The 17516-nt window shown below is 73.4% G+C and carries 14 protein-coding genes; 11 read left to right on the forward strand and 3 right to left on the reverse strand.

Annotation, left to right across the window (positions count from 1 at the left end):
• The first annotated feature begins 220 nt into the window (after window positions 1-220).
• The gene (gene fmt / locus ACIF80_RS21185) at window positions 221-1153 is read left to right on the forward strand and encodes a methionyl-tRNA formyltransferase (protein WP_399806699.1); all 933 of its coding nucleotides are present in this window, start codon (window positions 221-223) and stop codon (window positions 1151-1153) included.
• A 131-nt stretch (window positions 1154-1284) separates the two neighbouring features.
• A complete protein-coding gene (locus ACIF80_RS21190; RefSeq protein ID WP_399806702.1) occupies window positions 1285-2703 on the forward strand; it encodes an RsmB/NOP family class I SAM-dependent RNA methyltransferase in 1419 nt (472 codons plus the stop codon).
• Here ACIF80_RS21190 and ACIF80_RS21195 read toward each other — a convergent pair.
• Window positions 2684-4804 (reverse strand): MMPL family transporter, encoded by a 2121-nt coding sequence (locus ACIF80_RS21195; protein WP_399806889.1) that lies wholly within the window; start codon window positions 4802-4804, stop codon window positions 2684-2686. The genes ACIF80_RS21190 and ACIF80_RS21195 overlap by 20 nt on opposite strands.
• Window positions 4805-5097: 293 nt before the next feature.
• Here ACIF80_RS21195 and rpe point away from each other — a divergent pair, with 293 nt between their 5' ends.
• The 8 genes from rpe to ACIF80_RS21235 all read left to right on the forward strand — a co-directional run bounded on the left by rpe (window position 5098) and on the right by ACIF80_RS21235 (window position 13871).
• On the forward strand, window positions 5098-5784 hold the full coding sequence (rpe, locus tag ACIF80_RS21200; RefSeq protein ID WP_399806705.1) for a ribulose-phosphate 3-epimerase: 687 nt from the start codon (window positions 5098-5100) through the stop codon (window positions 5782-5784).
• A 79-nt stretch (window positions 5785-5863) separates the two neighbouring features.
• Entirely contained in the window at window positions 5864-6910 is a 1047-nt protein-coding gene (locus ACIF80_RS21205) for a sugar-binding transcriptional regulator (RefSeq protein WP_399806708.1), read from the forward strand.
• A 211-nt stretch (window positions 6911-7121) separates the two neighbouring features.
• Complete coding sequence (locus tag ACIF80_RS21210; protein WP_399806710.1) at window positions 7122-7475, forward strand: barstar family protein; 354 nt, start codon at window positions 7122-7124, stop codon at window positions 7473-7475.
• A gap of 107 nt (window positions 7476-7582) precedes the next feature.
• Window positions 7583-9025, forward strand: coding sequence for a GuaB1 family IMP dehydrogenase-related protein (locus tag ACIF80_RS21215; RefSeq protein WP_399806892.1), 1443 nt, complete (start codon window positions 7583-7585; stop codon window positions 9023-9025).
• Window positions 9026-9171: 146 nt separating this feature from the next.
• A complete protein-coding gene (locus tag ACIF80_RS21220; RefSeq protein ID WP_055630134.1) occupies window positions 9172-9624 on the forward strand; it encodes an Lrp/AsnC family transcriptional regulator in 453 nt (150 codons plus the stop codon).
• 130 nt (window positions 9625-9754) lie between these two features.
• Window positions 9755-10993, forward strand: coding sequence for an MFS transporter (locus tag ACIF80_RS21225; RefSeq protein ID WP_399806713.1), 1239 nt, complete (start codon window positions 9755-9757; stop codon window positions 10991-10993).
• Between the two features lie 330 nt (window positions 10994-11323).
• Window positions 11324-12112, forward strand: coding sequence for a carbon-nitrogen hydrolase family protein (locus ACIF80_RS21230; RefSeq protein WP_399806716.1), 789 nt, complete (start codon window positions 11324-11326; stop codon window positions 12110-12112).
• Between the two features lie 61 nt (window positions 12113-12173).
• Window positions 12174-13871, forward strand: coding sequence for a flavin monoamine oxidase family protein (locus tag ACIF80_RS21235; RefSeq protein WP_399806718.1), 1698 nt, complete (start codon window positions 12174-12176; stop codon window positions 13869-13871).
• Between the two features lie 46 nt (window positions 13872-13917).
• Here ACIF80_RS21235 and ACIF80_RS21240 read toward each other — a convergent pair whose 3' ends face one another.
• Window positions 13918-14604, reverse strand: a complete 687-nt coding sequence (locus tag ACIF80_RS21240; RefSeq protein ID WP_399806721.1) for a DUF5995 family protein — start codon at window positions 14602-14604, stop codon at window positions 13918-13920.
• Window positions 14605-14776: 172 nt separating this feature from the next.
• Here ACIF80_RS21240 and ACIF80_RS21245 point away from each other — a divergent pair, with 172 nt between their 5' ends.
• On the forward strand, window positions 14777-15943 hold the full coding sequence (locus tag ACIF80_RS21245; protein WP_399806895.1) for a glycoside hydrolase family 6 protein: 1167 nt from the start codon (window positions 14777-14779) through the stop codon (window positions 15941-15943).
• On the opposite strand, the gene ACIF80_RS21250 is transcribed toward ACIF80_RS21245, so the two are convergent.
• Window positions 15925-17379 (reverse strand): uracil-xanthine permease family protein, encoded by a 1455-nt coding sequence (locus tag ACIF80_RS21250; protein ID WP_399806724.1) that lies wholly within the window; start codon window positions 17377-17379, stop codon window positions 15925-15927. The genes ACIF80_RS21245 and ACIF80_RS21250 overlap by 19 nt on opposite strands.
• Window positions 17380-17516: the final 137 nt, after the last annotated feature.

The raw sequence follows: 17516 nt of genomic DNA on the forward strand, positions 1-17516 counted from the left end.
CCCGGACCCTGGCCCGGCGCCCGTCCGCGGGCCCGCCCCCGTACGCCCCACTGCCGCATCCGAACTGTCGCCCGTGTGCCGGCCCGCCGTGCCGCTCCTGCGTCGCCCGTGTGCCGGCCCGCCGTGCCGCCCCTACGCCGCCCGCACACCCTCGGCCGTCCCCCCCATAGACTGGTGCGCTGCCCGCAACGTCCCCGCCCGAGAGGCCCGAATCCACCCCATGAAGCTCGTCTTCGCCGGCACCCCCGAGGTCGCCGTTCCCGCCCTGGACGCTCTTCTCGCCTCGGAGCGGCACGAGGTGGCCGCCGTGGTCACCCGGCCCGACGCGCCGGCCGGGCGGGGCCGCAGGCTGGTGGCCTCTCCGGTCGCCGAGCGGGCGCAGGAGGCCGGGATCGAGGTGCTCAGGCCCGTGAAGCCCCGGGACCCGGAGTTCCTCGAGCGGCTGCGCGAGATCGCCCCCGACTGCTGCCCCGTCGTCGCCTACGGTGCCCTGCTGCCCCGGGCCGCCCTCGACATCCCGGGCCGGGGCTGGGTCAACCTGCACTTCTCGCTGCTGCCCGCCTGGCGCGGGGCGGCGCCCGTGCAGCACGCGATCATGGCGGGCGACGAGATCACCGGCGCGTCCACCTTCCTCATCGAGGAAGGGCTCGACTCGGGGCCGGTCTACGGCACCGTCACCGAGGAGATCCGCCCCGCCGACACCAGCGGCGACCTGCTCACCCGGCTCGCCTTCGCCGGCGCCGGACTGCTCGCCGCCACCATGGACGGCATCGAGGACGGCAGCCTGAAGGCCGTACCGCAGCCCGCCGACGGGATCACCCTCGCCCCGAAGGTCTCCGTGGAGGACGCCCACGTCGACTGGAGCGCCCCGGCCCTGCGCGTCGACCGCCTCGTGCGCGGCTGCACCCCCGCGCCCGGGGCCTGGACCACCTTCCGGGGCGAGCGGCTCAAGCTCGTCCAGGTCACGCCCGCCCCCGACCGCACGGATCTCGCGCCCGGCCGGCTGGCCGCGGGCAAGAACAACGTGCACGTCGGCACCGGCTCGCACGCCGTGGAACTGCTGTGGGTGCAGGCCCAGGGCAAGAAGCCGATGCGCGCGGCCGACTGGGCACGCGGTGTACGGATCGGCGCCGAGGAGACCGTCGGCGGCTGACGCCGCGGAACCCCCGCCCCGCGTCCGGCGCCGCCGCACCCCGGCCGGGTGCCCGGCGCCTCGCGGCCCCGGCCCGTCCCGACGACGTACGCTGGACCGCGCACTTCATCCCACACCCGGAGCACCTTTTCGTGAGTGACCAGCCCCGCCGTCCCCGCAAGCCCGGCAAGCCCTACCGCCGGCCCCAGAAGGACCCCGTCCGCATCCTCGCCTTCGAGGCCCTGCGGGCCGTGGACGAGCGGGACGCCTACGCCAACCTCGTCCTGCCGCCGCTGTTGCGCAAGGCGCGCGAGGGCGGTGACTTCGACGCCCGGGACGCGGCGCTCGCCACCGAGCTGGTGTACGGCACGCTGCGCCGGCAGGGCACGTACGACGCGGTCGTCGCCGCCTGTGTCGACCGGCCGCTGCGCGAGGTGGACCCGCCCGTGCTGGACGTGCTGAGCCTCGGCGCGCACCAGCTGCTGGGGACCCGGATCCCGACCCACGCCGCCGTGTCCGCCTCCGTCGAACTCGCGCGCGTGGTGCTCGGCGACGGACGGGCCAAGTTCGTCAACGCCGTGCTGCGCAAGGTCGCGCAGCACGACCTCGACGGCTGGATCGAGCGGGTCGCGCCGCCGTACGACGAAGACCCCGAGGACCATCTCGCCGTGGTGCACTCGCACCCGCGCTGGGTCGTCTCCGCGCTGTGGGACTCCCTCGGCGGCGGTCGCGCCGGCATCGAGGAACTGCTGCGGGCCGACAACGAGCGGCCCGAGGTCACGCTCGTCGCCCGTCCCGGCCGGGCCACCACCGGGGAACTGCTCGACGAGGAGGCCGCTCTGCCCGGCCGCTGGTCGCCGTACGCGGTGCGGCTGAGCGAGGGCGGCGAGCCGGGCGCGATCCCGGCCGTGGCGGACGGCAGGGCCGGCGTGCAGGACGAGGGCAGTCAGCTCGTCGCGCTCGCCCTGGCCAACGCCCCGCTGGACGGGCCCGACCGGATGTGGCTGGACGGCTGCGCCGGTCCCGGCGGCAAGGCCGCGCTGCTCGCCGCCCTCGCCGCCGAGCGCGGTGCCGTCCTGCTGGCCTCCGAGAAGCAGCCGCACCGGGCCGGACTGGTCGCCAAGGCGCTGGCGGGGAACCCCGGGCCGTACCAGGTCGTCACGGCCGACGGGACCCGGCCGCCGTGGCGGCCCGGCGCCTTCGACCGGGTGCTGGTCGACGTGCCCTGCACCGGCCTCGGCGCCCTGCGCCGGCGCCCCGAGGCGCGCTGGCGGCGCCGGCCGGACGACCTGGAGGGGTTCGCCCCGCTGCAGCGCGGGCTGCTGCGCACCGCCCTGGAGTCCGTACGGGTCGGCGGTGTCGTCGGCTACGCCACCTGCTCGCCGCACCTGGCGGAGACCCGGGCCGTGGTCGCCGACCTCCTCAAGCAGTTCCCGGACGCCGAACTCCTCGACGCCCGGCCGCTGCTGCCGGGCGTCCCGGAGCTGGGCGAGGGCCCCGACGTCCAGCTGTGGCCGCATGTGCACGGGACCGACGCCATGTATCTGGCGCTCATCCGCCGGACCGGCTGACGCCCGCCCCCTCCGCTTCGCGCACCGCGCCGGCGCCGTCCTCGCGGGCGAGCCGGTGCGGCCACCACACCTGGGGGCCCACGTCCAGGAACAGGGACGTGACCAGCACCGACCGCACGATGAAGGTGTCCAGGAGCACGCCGAGGGCGACCGCGAAACCGATCTCGGCGAAGGCGACCATGGGCAGGGTGCCGAGCGCGGCGAAGGTGCCCGCCAGGACCAGGCCCGCCGAGGTGATCACGGTGCCCGTGGTGGCGAGACCGGTGACCACGCCCCGCCGGGTGCCGCGCACGCCCGCCTCCTCGCGGATCCGGGTGGTCAGGAAGATGTTGTAGTCGATGCCCAGCGCCACCAGGAAGACGAAGACGAACAGCGGGAAGTCCGTCGACTCGCCCGCGTAGCCGAACACGTACCGGAAGGCCAGGGCGCTGAGGCCGAGCGCGGCGGCGAACGACAGGATCACCGTCCCGACGAGCAGCAGCGGGGCGATCAGGGCGCGCAGCAGCGCGCACAGGATCAGCAGGACGACCAGCAGCACCAGCGGAATGAGCAGCAGGTTGTCGTGCGTGGTCGCTCGGTCCATGTCCAGCAGCGCCGCCGTTCCACCGCCCACCCGGGCGTCCGCGTCCGGCACCGCGTGCACGGCGTCCCGGACCCGCTCCACGGTCTGCTTCGCCGCCTCGCTGTCCGCGGGGGCGGTCATGGTCGCCTCGAACAGCACCGTGTCCCCGGCGTACGGTCTGCTGCCCGGCGGCACGCCCGGGGACCCGGGCACGACGCCCTCCGTCGAGGAGACCGCGCGGCGCAGTTCGCCGGCCCGGGACCGGTCGCCGACGACGACCAGCGGATCACCGCTGCCCCCGGGGAAGTGGCGTGCGGAGACCTCCTGCCCCGCGATCGAGTCGGGCTTCCCGGTGAACGCGTCCGCGTTGCCGATGCCCTCGGCGCGCAGCTGGACCAGACCCAGCGAGCAGACCACCAGGACCGCCGCCGTCACGCCCCAGACCATGCGCGGACGGCGTGCGATCCGGCGCCCCATGCGCGCCCACACACCGCGCTCCGCAGGGTCGGGCGCGCCGTGGCGCGGGATCACCGGCCAGAAGATCCACCGGCCGAAGACGACCAGCAGCGCCGGGAAGAGGCTCAGCATGGCCAGCAGGGCCACCGCGACACCGATCGCGGCGACCGGGCCGAGGCCGCTGGTGGAGTTCATCTGCGCGGCCACCAGCACCAGCATGCTCAGCACGACGGTCGCGCCCGAGGCCAGCACCGCGGGGCCCGCGCGGTGCAGGGCCCGGGCCATCGCCTCGTGCCGGTCCTCGTGCCGGCGCAGTTCCTCCCGGTAGCGGGCGACCAGCAGCAGCGCGTAGTCGGTGCCCGCGCCGAAGACCAGCACGGTGAGGATGCCGGCGCTCTGTCCGTTGACGGTCAGACCGGTGTGCTCGGCCAGCAGGTAGATCAGCGCCTGCGCGGTGAACAGGGCGCAGATCACCGACAGCAGCGGGACCAGCAGGAGGGTGGGGCTGCGATAGGTGAGCAGCAGCATCACGACGACCACGCCCGTCGCGGCGAACAGCAGCGTCGAGTCGATGCCCTCGAACGCCTCGGCGAAGTCCGCCGAGGTGCCGCCCGGCCCCGTGATGTGCACGGCGAGCCCGCCGTCGCTCCCGCCCACCTCGTCCCGCACGGAGTCGACGGCGGGCGCGATCCGCTGCCAGCCCTGCTCGTCCATCGTGATCGGTACGAGGATCTGCGCCGCCCGCGGACCGGTCCCGCGGTCGTAGACCGGGCCCCGGGTCTCGGCACCCCGGATACCGTGGCCGGACAGCTGTCCCAACTGCGCCGCGTCCTCGGTGATCCGTTCCCGGTCGGCGGCCGTCAGCCCGCTCTCGCGCGCGTAGACCACGATCGCGGGGATCTGCTCGGGCCGGAAGTCCTCGGAGATCTCCAGGACCTGCGTGGACTCCGCGGACCCCGGCAGCCAGGACGCCGCGTCGTTGTCCTGGGCGTCGGTCAGCTTCTGTGCCAGGGGCGCCGCCAGGAACAGCACCACCAGCCACAGCGCCAGGACCAGCCACTTCGCGCGGCGTCCGCAGACCAGATGCCCGACGCCGTGTTTCCCGTACTTCCCGCCAAAACCGCGCGGCCCGTCCGCGTGGGGAGCCCCGTCCGCGTCGGATGCTCCGTGCGCGGCCTGCGTCCCCGGTGTCTCGGGTGTCCCACCCGGCTCAGGTGCCCCGCGTTCTCCGGATGCCCCGCCCGCCCCGGGTGCGCCGCGGGTCGAGCTCACGGCCGCCCCCGGAGCCGGCCGGCCCGGGACACGGGAGGCGGATATGCCCGTATCCGTCCCGGACCGGTGCCGCCGTACCCCGGAGGGCATGGCAGGCTTGGGGCATGGCCGCGCAGATCAACCCCAGTATTCTCTCCGCCGACTTCGCCCGCCTCGCGGACGAGGCGCAGGCGGTGGCGGGAGCCGACTGGCTCCACGTCGACGTCATGGACAACCATTTCGTCCCGAACCTCACGCTCGGTGTGCCGGTCGTGGAGTCGCTGGCCCGTGCGACGGACACCCCGCTGGACTGCCATCTGATGATCGAGGCCCCCGACCGCTGGGCGCCCCAGTACGTCGAGGCGGGAGCCGGCTCCGTCACCTTCCACGTGGAGGCGGCCGCCGCACCCGTGCGGCTGGCCCGGGAGATCCGGGCCAAGGGGGCCAGGGCCTCCATGGCGCTGCGGCCCGCGACGCCGATCGAGCCGTACGAGGACCTGCTCCCCGAGCTCGACATGCTGCTGATCATGACGGTCGAGCCGGGCTTCGGGGGCCAGGCCTTCCTCGACATCATGCTTCCGAAGATTCGCCGCACCCGCGAGTTGATCAGCAAGCACGGCCTGGACCTCTGGCTCCAGGTCGACGGCGGCGTCTCGGCGTCCACCATCGAGCGGTGCGCCGAGGCCGGAGCCGATGTCTTCGTCGCGGGATCCGCCGTGTACGGGGCGGAGGACCCGGCCGAGGCGGTACGTGCATTGCGCAACCGGGCCGAAGCCGCCACGGACAAGGCATCCTGGGCGTGCGACCACTGAGCCACGGGAACATGAACGGCTCTCCAGCAGGGCCGTTCGACCGCGCCGGATCTGCAAGGATGAACGGCGAATCCAGAGTGTGAACAGCAGTGAGGAGATCGCCGTGTCGGGTATGTCGGCGGCGGGCCGTTCAGCCATGCGGATGGGACCCGCTGAGCTGGTGCAGGCGGCGGCCATGGCCCGCCGCTTCTACCTAGAGGGCAAGTCCAAGATCCAGATTGCCGAGGAGTTCGGCGTCAGCCGCTTCAAGGTGGCCCGGGTCCTGGAGACCGCCCTCGAACGGGATCTCGTACGCATCGAGATCCGTGTGCCCGCCGAGCTGGACGCGGAGCGCTCCGACGCGCTGCGCGCCCGCTACGGCCTCAGGCACGCCGTCGTGGTGGAGTCCCCGGCCGAGGCCGCGGAGACACCCGACCCCGAGAACCTGGGAGAGGTGGCCGCCGACCTGCTCGGCGAACTGGTCAACGAGGGAGACGTACTGGGGCTGGCCTGGGGCCGGTCCACCATCCACATGGCGGCGGCCCTGGACCGGCTGGCGCCCTGCACGGTCGTGCAGCTGACGGGCGTGTACGACGCCGGGACCGCCGAGCGCGGCTCGGTGGAGGCCGTACGGCGGGCCGCGCAGGTGTCGGGCGGCGACGCCCACCCCATCTACGCGCCGATGCTGCTGCCGGACGTGGCGACCGCCGAGGCGCTGCGCCACCAGACCGGTATCGCACGGGCCTTCGAGTACTTCGACAAGGTCACGGTCGCCTGTGTCTCCATCGGCTCCTGGGAGCCGGGCATCTCGACGGTGCACGACATGCTCACGGACGAGGAGCGGGAGCACTACGCCTCCCTCGGTGTCGCCGCCGAGATGTCCGCGCACCTCTTCGACACCGACGGGCGCCGGGTCGGCCGCGACCTCGGGGAGCGGTGCATCACGGTCAAGACCGACCAGCTCCGCCGGGTCCCCGAGGTCGTCGCGATCGCCGGCGGGCAGCGCAAGGGCCCCGCGATCGACGCGGTGCTGCGCTCCGGGCTGGTCACCAGCCTGGTGACGGACACCTCGGCCGCCGACTACCTGATGGCGGCGGGGCCCGCCCCGAGGTCCGCCCTCAACCGGTCCGACCCGGACGGTCCCTGACCGGGCGAGGGACGAGGGCGGGTGTGGCAGCATCGGCCGTACGGTGCCGCTGCTCCTCCCTCGTCTCCCGGTCCGCCTCCTCGCACTGCCGGCGGACCCGCTCCTCGCGGGCCGCTCGGCCGGCCGTGGGGCCCGGCGCACCGTCACCGGACGCGGGGGTGAGAGGTGCTGCACCGACGCCCCCTACGCATCGCTCAGGACGGGTACCGGGATGACGCACGAACTGGCGGGCCGGCTCGTGGTCGTGCTCGACCTCGACGGGGCCACCGACAAGGCCGGCCTGATGGACCGCTGCGCCCGCGCCCTGGACCTGCCGGGCTGGTTCGGCCGCAACTGGGACGCCCTCGCGGACTCCCTGGCCGACCACACGGTCTGGCCCGAGGGAGCCGTCGAACGCGGACTGCTGATCGTCGTGGACGGCTGGCTGCCCTACGCGACGGCACGCCCCGCGGAGTGGGAGACGGCGCGGGAGGTGTTCGCCGAAGCGGTGCGGCGGACCCCGGCGCTCACCGTGGCCCTCACCCTCGGAGGTTCCTCCCAGCCGCGTGCCGGCCTGCCTGGATGATCGCACCGGCACGGGCGATCCAGTCGCCATGGGACAATGAAGTACGTGCTCTTCCCCCTGGCTGACCTGTCCGGGGGCCACCTCTGATCGACTGGGATGTGCAGCACGTGCGTTTCCTCAACGACATCCAGCCCCCGTACGACCTGACCTACGACGACGTCTTCATGGTGCCGAACCGGTCCGCCGTCGCATCGCGTCAGGACGTGGACCTCAGCTCCCCGGACGGCACGGGCACCACCATCCCGCTCGTCGTCGCCAACATGACGGCCATCGCCGGCCGCCGCATGGCCGAGACGGTGGCCCGCCGCGGCGGGCTCGTGGTCATCCCGCAGGACATCCCGATCGAGGTCGTCACCGAGGTCGTCGCCTGGGTCAAGAGCCGCCACCTGGTCCTCGACACCCCCATCGTGCTGGCCCCGCACCAGACCGTCGCCGACGCGCTCGCCCTGCTGCCCAAGCGCGCGCACAACGCGGGCGTCGTCGTCGACGACGGGCACCGGCCGGTCGGTGTGGTCACCGACGCCGACCTGTCCGGTGTGGACCGCTTCACGCAGCTCAGCGAGGTCATGTCCCGCGACCTGCTGCTCGTCGACGCCGACATGGACCCGCGCGAGGCCTTCAACACCCTCGACGGCGCCAACCGGCGCTACGCGCCCGCCGTGGACAAGGACGGCCGCCTCGCCGGCATCCTCACCCGCAAGGGCGCCCTGCGCGCCACCCTGTACAGGCCGGCCACCGACGACCGGGGGCGGCTGCGCATCGCCGCGGCCGTCGGCATCAACGGCGACGTCGCGGGCAAGGCCCAGCAGCTGCTGGACGCGGGCGTCGACACGCTCGTCATCGACACGGCGCACGGGCACCAGGAGTCGATGATCAGCGCCCTCAAGCTGGTCCGCGACCTCGACCCGCAGGTCCCGATCGCCGCGGGCAACGTGGTCTCCGCCGCGGGCGTCCGCGACCTGATCGAGGCCGGCGCGGACATCGTCAAGGTCGGCGTCGGCCCCGGCGCCATGTGCACCACCCGCATGATGACCGGCGTCGGCCGGCCGCAGTTCTCCGCGGTCCTGGAGTGCGCGGCGGAGGCGAAGAAGTACGGCAAGCACGTGTGGGCCGACGGCGGTGTCCGCCACCCGCGCGACGTGGCGATGGCCCTCGCGGCCGGTGCGTCCAATGTGATGGTCGGCTCCTGGTTCGCCGGGACCTTCGAGTCCCCGGGCGACCTCCAGCACGACGCGGACGGACGCCCCTACAAGGAGTCCTTCGGCATGGCCTCCGCGCGCGCCGTACGCAACCGCACCTCGGAGGAATCGGCCTACGACCGGGCCCGCAAGGCGCTGTTCGAGGAGGGCATCTCCACCTCCCGCATGTTCCTCGACCCGACCCGGCCCGGCGTCGAGGACCTGATCGACTCGGTCATCGCGGGGGTCCGCTCCTCCTGCACCTACGCGGGTGCCGGCTCCCTGGAGGAGTTCGGGGAGAAGGCCGTCGTCGGCATCCAGAGCGCCGCCGGGTACGCCGAGGGCAAGCCGCTGCACGCCAGCTGGACCTGACCGGGCCCGGCCCGTCCGGCCGCCCGCCCCCCCCGGGCGGCCATCGCGAACCCCGCCGGTCCCGCCGCCCCTTCCCGCTCCCCGCCGCCCCGCCGAACCCGCCGGTCCCGTCCCGGACCTCCCAGAAGCGAAGTGAACCGCCCGCAGTGCTGAACGATCTCGACGAACGCATCGTGCACGCCCTCGCCGAGGACGCCCGCCGCTCCTACGCGGACATCGGCAAGCTCGTCGGCCTGTCCGCGCCCGCCGTCAAGCGGCGCGTGGACCGGCTGCGCGCCACCGGCGCCATCACCGGCTTCACCGTACGGGTGGACCCCGCCGCCCTCGGCTGGGAGACCGAGGGCTTCGTCGAGATCTACTGCCGCGGCAACACCTCCCCGGAGACCATCCAGCGGGGCCTGGAGCGCTACCAGGAGGTCGTGTCCGCCTCCACCGTCACCGGGGAGGCGGACGCGGTCGCCCAGGTCTTCGCCGCCGACATGCGGCACTTCGAACGGGTCCTGGAACGGATCGCGGGGGAGCCCTTCGTCGAGCGGACCAAGTCCGTGCTGGTGCTGTCACCGCTGCTGCGACGATTCTCGTCAGGACCGCCCGCCTGACGGCCGCCCGCACTATCCTCGATGTCATGACCTGGCGACATTGATTCACCGGTAACGCCTCCCGAGGGCCGCCCCGGATGCCGTACGTCCTCCACGTCCGGTGTCCGAACCGCCCTTACGGGAAGGCCTCATGACCTCCACGCCCACGCGTGCGCCCGACCCCCGCGTCCGACGGCTGACGACCACGCTGTACGGCTACGCGTTCCTCGAAGACTTCGTGCTGCTCTACCCGGTGTACGCGCTGCTGTTCAGCGACACCGGCCTCACCGTCTGGCAGATCTCCTCCCTGTTCGCCCTCTGGTCGGTCACCGGCGTCCTGCTGGAGGTCCCCTCCGGCGTCTGGGCCGACGCCGTTTCCCGCCGTCTGCTCCTGTGGCTCGGCCCGCTGCTCACCGCGGCCGGCTTCGCCCTGTGGGTCCTGGCGCCCTCGTACGGCGCCTTCGCGGCCGGCTTCGTCCTGTGGGGCGCCGGCGGAGCACTCGCCTCCGGGGCGCTGGAGGCCCTGGTCCACGACGAGCTGGAGCGGCTCGACGCGGCCGGCCGCTACGCCCGGGTCATGGGCCGGGCCCGCGCGGCAGGCCTGGTGGCCGTGATGGCGGCCATGGCACTCGCCGGTCCGGTGCTCGACCGGGGCGGCCACACCGCCGTCGGCGCCGCCAGCATCCTGGCCTGCCTGCTGACCGCGGCCACCGCCCTCCGGTTCCCGGAGCACCGGTCCCCGGCGGCAGGCCACCGCCGCTGGACCGCCCCCCTGCGCGCCGGACTCGCCGAGGCACGCGCCGACCGGTCGGTGCGCGGCGCGCTGCTGCTCGTACCGGCCGTCGGCGCGGTGTGGGGCGCCCTCGACGAGTACACGCCGCTGCTGGTGCGGGACACCGGTGTCGCGGACGGGACCGTCCCGTACCTCCTGCTGCTGATCTGGGCCGGTGCCACCGCCGGAAGCCTGCTGGCCGGCGAGGGTGAACGCCTCGGTACGAACGGATTCGCGGCCCTGCTCGCCGGCGCCGGACTCGCTCTCGCCGCCGGCACGCTCACCGGCACGCCGGTTGGTCTGGTCCTGGTCGCCCTCGCCTTCGGAGGTTTCCAGGCGGCGACCGTCCTGGCCGACGCACGGCTCCAGCGGCGCATCGGGGACACCGGGCGGGCCACCCTGACCTCGCTCGCGGGCCTGGGCACCGAGCTGGCCACGGTCGCGGTGTTCGGCGGCTACGCCCTGATCGCCTCGCACAGCCCGCACAGCACGGCCTTCGCCGTGTTCGCGGTGCCGTATCTGGTGACGGCGGTGCTGGTGGCGGGAGCGCGGGCGACGGCGCGGACCGGAGCCCGGGAAGGGGCCGCGGGAACCCGGGCGGCGGAAGACCGCGTGTGAGCCGCCCCGCCCTGCCGTCGCGCGTGCACAAGGGCGCGGGGACGAGCACGGCGGGGTGCGCCGGAAGCCTTCCGGAGGACCGGGGCCACCCCTCCCGTTGTCCTCCGGTGAGGCGGGTCCGGCCCCGCGACTCCGTCCCGCCGGAGCGGCCCCGGGCGGCACGTGCAACGAATCGCCGCCGGGGTCGCCCAGGACGCAACGATCCGCTCACCGGCACGCAACGGCTCCCGCTTGTCCGGCCGAGCCGGCCGACCGTACCGTCTATGCGATCCCTCCCGGCGGCCCTCCGCCCGTCTCCCCTGCCCTCCCGCGTACCGACGAGGAACACGCATGCGCACCGCCCTGCTCCAGAGCTCCGGACGGCCCGGTTCCGTCAGCGAGAACCTCAAGGTCCTCGACGAGGCCGCCGGCCGTGCCGCCACGGCCGGCGCCGGGCTGCTCGTCACATCGGAGCTGTTCCTGACCGGGTACGCGATCGGCGACGACATCGCGGCGCTCGCCGAGCCCGCCGACGGCGACGCGGCCGACGCGATCGCCCGGACCGCCACCCGGCACGGGCTCGCCATCGCCTACAGCTACCCGGAGCGCGCGGGCGACACGGTCCACAACTCCACCCAGCTCGTCTCCGCGGACGGCACCCGCCTCGCGAACTACCGCAAGACCCACCTCTTCGGCTCCTTCGAGCAGGACCACTTCACCCCCGGCGGCCAACAGGTCGTCCAGGCCGAGCTGCACGGCCTCACCGTCGGCCTGCTGACCTGCTACGACATCGAGTTCCCCGAGAACGCGCGCGCCCACGCCCTGGCCGGCACCGACCTCCTGCTGGTGCCCACCGCGCTGATGCATCCGTTCCAGTTCGTCGCCGAGTCCCTCGTGCCGGTACGGGCGTTCGAGAACCAGATGTACATCGCGTACGTCAACCGGGCCGGCCACGAGGGCGAGTGGGAGTTCGCGGGGCTCTCCACCCTCGCCGGACCCGACGGGATCGCCCGGACCCGGGCGGGGCGCGGAGAGGAACTGGTTCTCGCCGACGCGGACCCCGTGCTCCTCGCCGCCTCCCGCGAGCACAACCCGTATCTGCGGCACCGCCGCCCCTCCCTGTACGGGCCCCTCGGCTGAACCCCGCCCGCTCCTCCTCTTCGCCCTCTTCGACATCTTCCGCGCAAGGAGTCCGTACCCCATGACGTCCACGGTGCCCAACGCCGTCGAGCACGCCGACGAGCAGCAGCCGCCGATCACCATGTTCGGCCCGGACTTCCCGTACGCGTACGACGACTTCCTCGCCCACCCCGCGGGCCTCGGCCAGATCCCCGCGACGGAACACGGCACCGAGGTCGCGGTGATCGGCGGCGGCCTGTCCGGCATCATCACCGCCTACGAGCTGATGAAGATGGGCCTCAAGCCCGTCGTGTACGAGGCCGACCGGATCGGCGGCCGGCTGCGCACCGTCGGATTCGAGGGCTGCGACCCCGCGCTCACCGCCGAGATGGGCGCGATGCGCTTCCCGCCGTCCTCCACGGCCCTCCAGCACTACATCGACCTGGTGGGCCTCGAGACCCGCCCGTTCCCCAACCCCCTCGCCGCGTCGACACCGTCGACCGTCGTCGACCTCAAGGGCGAGTCCCACTACGCCGAGACCCCCGACGACCTCCCGCAGGTCTACCGGGACGTGGCCGACGCCTGGGCCCGGTGCCTGGAGGAGGGCGCCGACTTCTCCGACATGAACCGCGCCCTGCGCGAGCGCGACGTCCCGCGCATCCGCGAGATCTGGTCCCGGCTCGTCGAGAAGCTCGACAACCAGACCTTCTACGGCTTCCTCTGCGGCTCCGAGGCCTTCAGGTCCTTCCGGCACCGCGAGATCTTCGGCCAGGTCGGCTTCGGCACCGGCGGCTGGGACACCGACTTCCCCAACTCCATCCTGGAGATCCTGCGCGTCGTCTACACCGAGGCCGACGACCATCACCGGGGCATCGTCGGCGGCTCGCAGCAGCTGCCGCTGCGCCTGTGGGAGCGCGAACCGGAGAAGCTCGTCCACTGGCCCTACGGCACCTCGCTGAAGACCCTGCACGTGGACGGCGAGCCGCGCCCGGCGGTGACGCGGCTGCACCGCACCGCGGGCCACCGCGTCACGGTGACGGACGCGAACGGAGACGTCCGCACCTACAGGGCGGCCGTCTTCACCGCCCAGTCCTGGATGCTGCTGTCCAAGATCGCCTGTGACGACGCGCTCTTCCCGATCGACCACTGGACCGCCATCGAGCGCACCCACTACATGGAGTCCAGCAAGCTCTTCGTGCCCGTCGACCGGCCCTTCTGGCTCGACAAGGACGAGGACACGGGACGGGACGTCATGTCGATGACGCTGACCGACCGCATGACCCGGGGCACCTATCTGCTGGACGACGGCCCGGACCGGCCCGCCGTCATCTGCCTGTCCTACACCTGGTGCGACGACAGCCTGAAGTGGCTGCCGCTGTCACCGAACGAGCGGATGGAGGTCATGCTGAAGTCGCTGGGCGAGATCTACCCGAAGGTCGACATCAGGAAGCACATCATCGGCAACCCGGTCACCGTCTCCTGGGAGAACGAGCCCTACTTCATGGGCGCGTTCAAGGCCAACCTGCCCGGTCACTACCGCTACCAGCGGCGCCTGTTCACGCACTTCATGCAGGACCGGCTGCCGGAGGACAAGCGGGGCGTCTTCCTCGCCGGCGACGACATCTCCTGGACGGCCGGCTGGGCGGAGGGCGCCGTCCAGACCGCGCTCAACGCCGTCTGGGGCGTGATGCACCACTTCGGCGGCGGGACCGACGCGTCCAACCCCGGGCCCGGTGACGTGTACGACGAGATCGCGCCGGTGGAACTCTCCGACGACTGAACCCGGCCGCACCGCGGGCGCTGCGGCCGGCCGGCCCCGGTTCCGCTCAGCCGGGCAGCGGTGTGAGCAGCATGCGCCCGGCGAAACCCACGGCCGTGTCGAGGCGTGCGGCGAACTCCTCGGCGACGTCCGGCAGTCCGCGCAGCGCCCACAGCGCGCGGGCCGTCGTCCACGCGGCGTCCCGGGCGCGGTCCAGGCTCCACGCGCCGGCCAGATGGGTGAGGGGATCGGCGAGCTGGAGGAGGTCGGGACCGGGCATCAGGTCCTCGCGGATGCGCTCCTCCAGCGCGACCAGCAGATCGCCCACCTGCTCGAACTCGTCCTCCAGCCGCGCGGGTTCGCAGCCGAGCGTACGGCAGGTGTCCACGACGGCGAGCGCCAGGTCATGACCGATGTGCGCATGGATGCCCGCCAGCGCGAACTGCAGCGGACGTACGCCGGGATGATGGCGGAACTGGAACAGCGGACGCCAGCAGGCCGGCGGGCGGCGCCCCTCGGACACCGCTTCGACGGCGGCCAGATAGCGCTCGGCGAACACCGTGTTCAGGGCGACCGCCGCCTGCGTGTCCCCGAGCAGACCCGCGTCGATGTGCCGGTCGGCCTCCGTCGTCACCGTGAGATAGACCCGGTTGAAGACCGCGATCCCGTCCCGGCGGGGCAGGGCGGAGTCGAGGGCGCGCATGCGGGAGACGACCGTGTCTACGGGGGTGTGGACTTGCTCGCATCGCGCCATGAGCGCAGAGTCGCACCTTTAGTGTGGTGCCCGTGGCGGCGGGCCCGACGCTTCCCCGGAACGGGGGAACACGCCCGCCGTGGGGGAGGGGGAGCAGTACGTGTCAGGCTCGCGTGCCCAACGCCTGGCCGCCCGGCGATCCGCGCGCAGAGGCGTGGCCCGGCGCGGCACCATGGTCGCGGCCGCCTCCGTCGTGGTCGCCGTCGGCACCGCCACCGGGATGCTCTCGGCCCTCGGCGAGGACCGCGGCTCGGACGAGGCCCGGCCGGCCGAGGTGACCGCGTCGCCCCGGCTGGAACCACTGCCCGCCGTGCCGTCGCCGTCGCCCGCCGAACCCTCCCCGTCCGCCTCCCCGAAGCCCGGTCCTGAGAAGGAAGGGAAGGCCGAGAAGGCCGAGAGGGAGGGGAAGCGGGGGAAGGCGAGTGCCACGGCGTCCGCGTCCGGGAGCGTGCCGGAGCAGCGGTCCGGCACGGCCTCCACCCGGCTCTACCGCCACCCCGAGTCCCAGGTCCTGGACTGGGTGCGGGCCAACCCCGGCGATCCGCGCCGGGCGGTCATAGAGTCCCGCATCGGCGACCGGCCCGCGGCGGTGTGGTTCGCGGACTACTCACCGGACACCCTGACCGCGCGGGTGCGCGCGGTCACCTCGGGCGGTGCCGCGCGGGGGCAGGTGCCCGTCGTCGTGCCGTACGCGATACCCGACCGTGACTGCGGCGGGCACTCCCAGGGGGGAGCGCCCGACCTGGACGCCTACGACGGCTGGATCGACCGGTTCGCCGCCGGGCTGGGGTCCGGCGAGGTCGTCGTGATCCTGGAGCCGGACTCCCTCGCCCAGGCCGAATGCCTCTCCGCGGGCGAGCGCACCGCCCGCTTCGCCTCGCTGGCCCGCGCCGGACGGGTGCTGAAGGAGGCCAACCCCCGGGCCCGCGTCTACTACGACGCCGGACACTCCGGGTGGAACGCGCCCGCGAAACAGGCCGGCTGGCTGCGGCAGGCCGGGGCCGCGTCGGCGGCCTCCTCCGACGGCATCTTCAGCAACGTCTCCAACTTCCACGCCACCGCCGACGAGATCGCCTACGACCGGCGGGTGCTCGACGCCCTCGGCGGCCCGCCGGGCCTCGGCGCCGTGATCGACACCAGCCGCAACGGCAACGGCGCCCCGGCCGCCGGCGAGTGGTGCGACCCCGCGGGCCGCACCCTCGGCCGGGCCCCGACGCTCGGCACCGGCGAGGCCGGGATCGACGCCTACCTGTGGGTCAAGCTGCCGGGGGAGTCGGACGGCTGCAGGGGGGCACCGGGCACCTTCGCCCCGTCGTACGCCTACGACTTGGCGCGCTGACCGCCTTCGCCGTCCGCCTCGCCGCGGCCCTTCCCGCCGCTGGTGCCGGCATCGGCGCCTTCGCCGCCCGTGTCGTAGGACGAGGTGCCCTCGTCGAGCAGCGGCTCCTGCGTCTTGAGGTGGGCGGGCGCGAAGGCGCGCAGCGCGTGGTACCCCGTGATGACGACGAGCGTGCCGAGCGCGATGCCGCTGAGCGAGAAGGTGTCGGTGAACTCCAGCGTGACGTTGCCGACGCCGATGATGATGCCCGCGGCGGCCGGCACCAGGTTCAGCGGATTGCGCAGGTCCACCTTGGCGTTGATCCAGATCTGGGCGCCGAGCAGGCCGATCATGCCGTACAGGATGACGGTGATGCCGCCGAGCACACCTCCGGGGATGGCCGCCACGACCGCGCCGAACTTCGGGCAGAGGCCGAACAGCAGGGCGAAACCCGCGGCCGCCCAGTACGCGGCGGTCGAGTAGACGCGGGTCGCCGCCATCACGCCGATGTTCTCGGAGTACGTGGTGTTGGGCGGGCCGCCGACGGCGGTGGACAGCATGGAGCCGACACCGTCGGCGGAGATGGCCGTGCCCAGCTTGTCGTCGAGGTTGTCGCCGGTCATCTCGCCGACGGCCTTGACGTGCCCGGCGTTCTCGGCGATCAGCGCGATGACGACCGGCAGGGCGACCAGGATCGCCGACCACTCGAACGACGGGCCGTGCAGGGTCGGCAGGCCGATCCAGTCGGCCCGGCCGATGCCCGACAGGTCCAGGCGCCAGTGATCGGTGACCTCACCGCTCGCGTCCGCGGAGTGGATCTGCCCGAAGACCCGGTCGAGGCCCCAGGACAGGACGTACCCGAAGACCAGCCCGAGGAAGATCGCGATGCGGGACCAGAAGCCGCGCAGGCACACCACCGCCAGACCGGTGAACAGCATCACGAACAGGGCGGTCCACTGGTCCTGCGGCCAGTAGGTGGCGGCGGTGACCGGCGCCAGGTTGAAGCCGATCAGCATCACCACCGCACCGGTGACGATCGGCGGCATCGCGGCGTGGATGATCCGCGCTCCGAAGTGCCGTACCGCGAGCCCCACCAGGAACAGTGCGGCCCCGACCACGAACACCGCGCCGGTGACGGTGGCGCTGGACCCGCCCTGGGCCCGGATGACCGCGGCGACGCCGACGAAGGAGAGCGAGCAGCCCAGATAACTGGGCACCCGGCCGCGCGTGGCCAGCAGGAAGACGATGGTCGCGACACCCGACATCATGATCGCGAGGTTGGGGTCCAGGCCCATGAGGACCGGCGCGACGAACGACGCCCCGAACATCGCGACGACGTGCTGGGCCCCCAGTCCCGCGGTGCGGGGCCACGAGAGCCGTTCGTCGGGACGGACCACCGCACCGGGGGCCGGTGTGCGTCCGTCGCCGTGCAGTGTCCAGCGGACGCCGAGATCCATGGGCTGTCGCTTTCGTCGTTCGTGCAGCGTGTCCGGACCATTGTGGGGGCTGATCAGGCATGCTCCGTCCACGCGGGCGGACGGGGCCGGCCGGGCCCGCCCCCGGGCGTGATCCGCGGCCCCGGGGAGGGGGGTTC

The organism is Streptomyces sp. NPDC085927, from assembly GCF_044540975.1.
Lineage (GTDB): Bacteria > Actinomycetota > Actinomycetes > Streptomycetales > Streptomycetaceae > Streptomyces > Streptomyces hirsutus.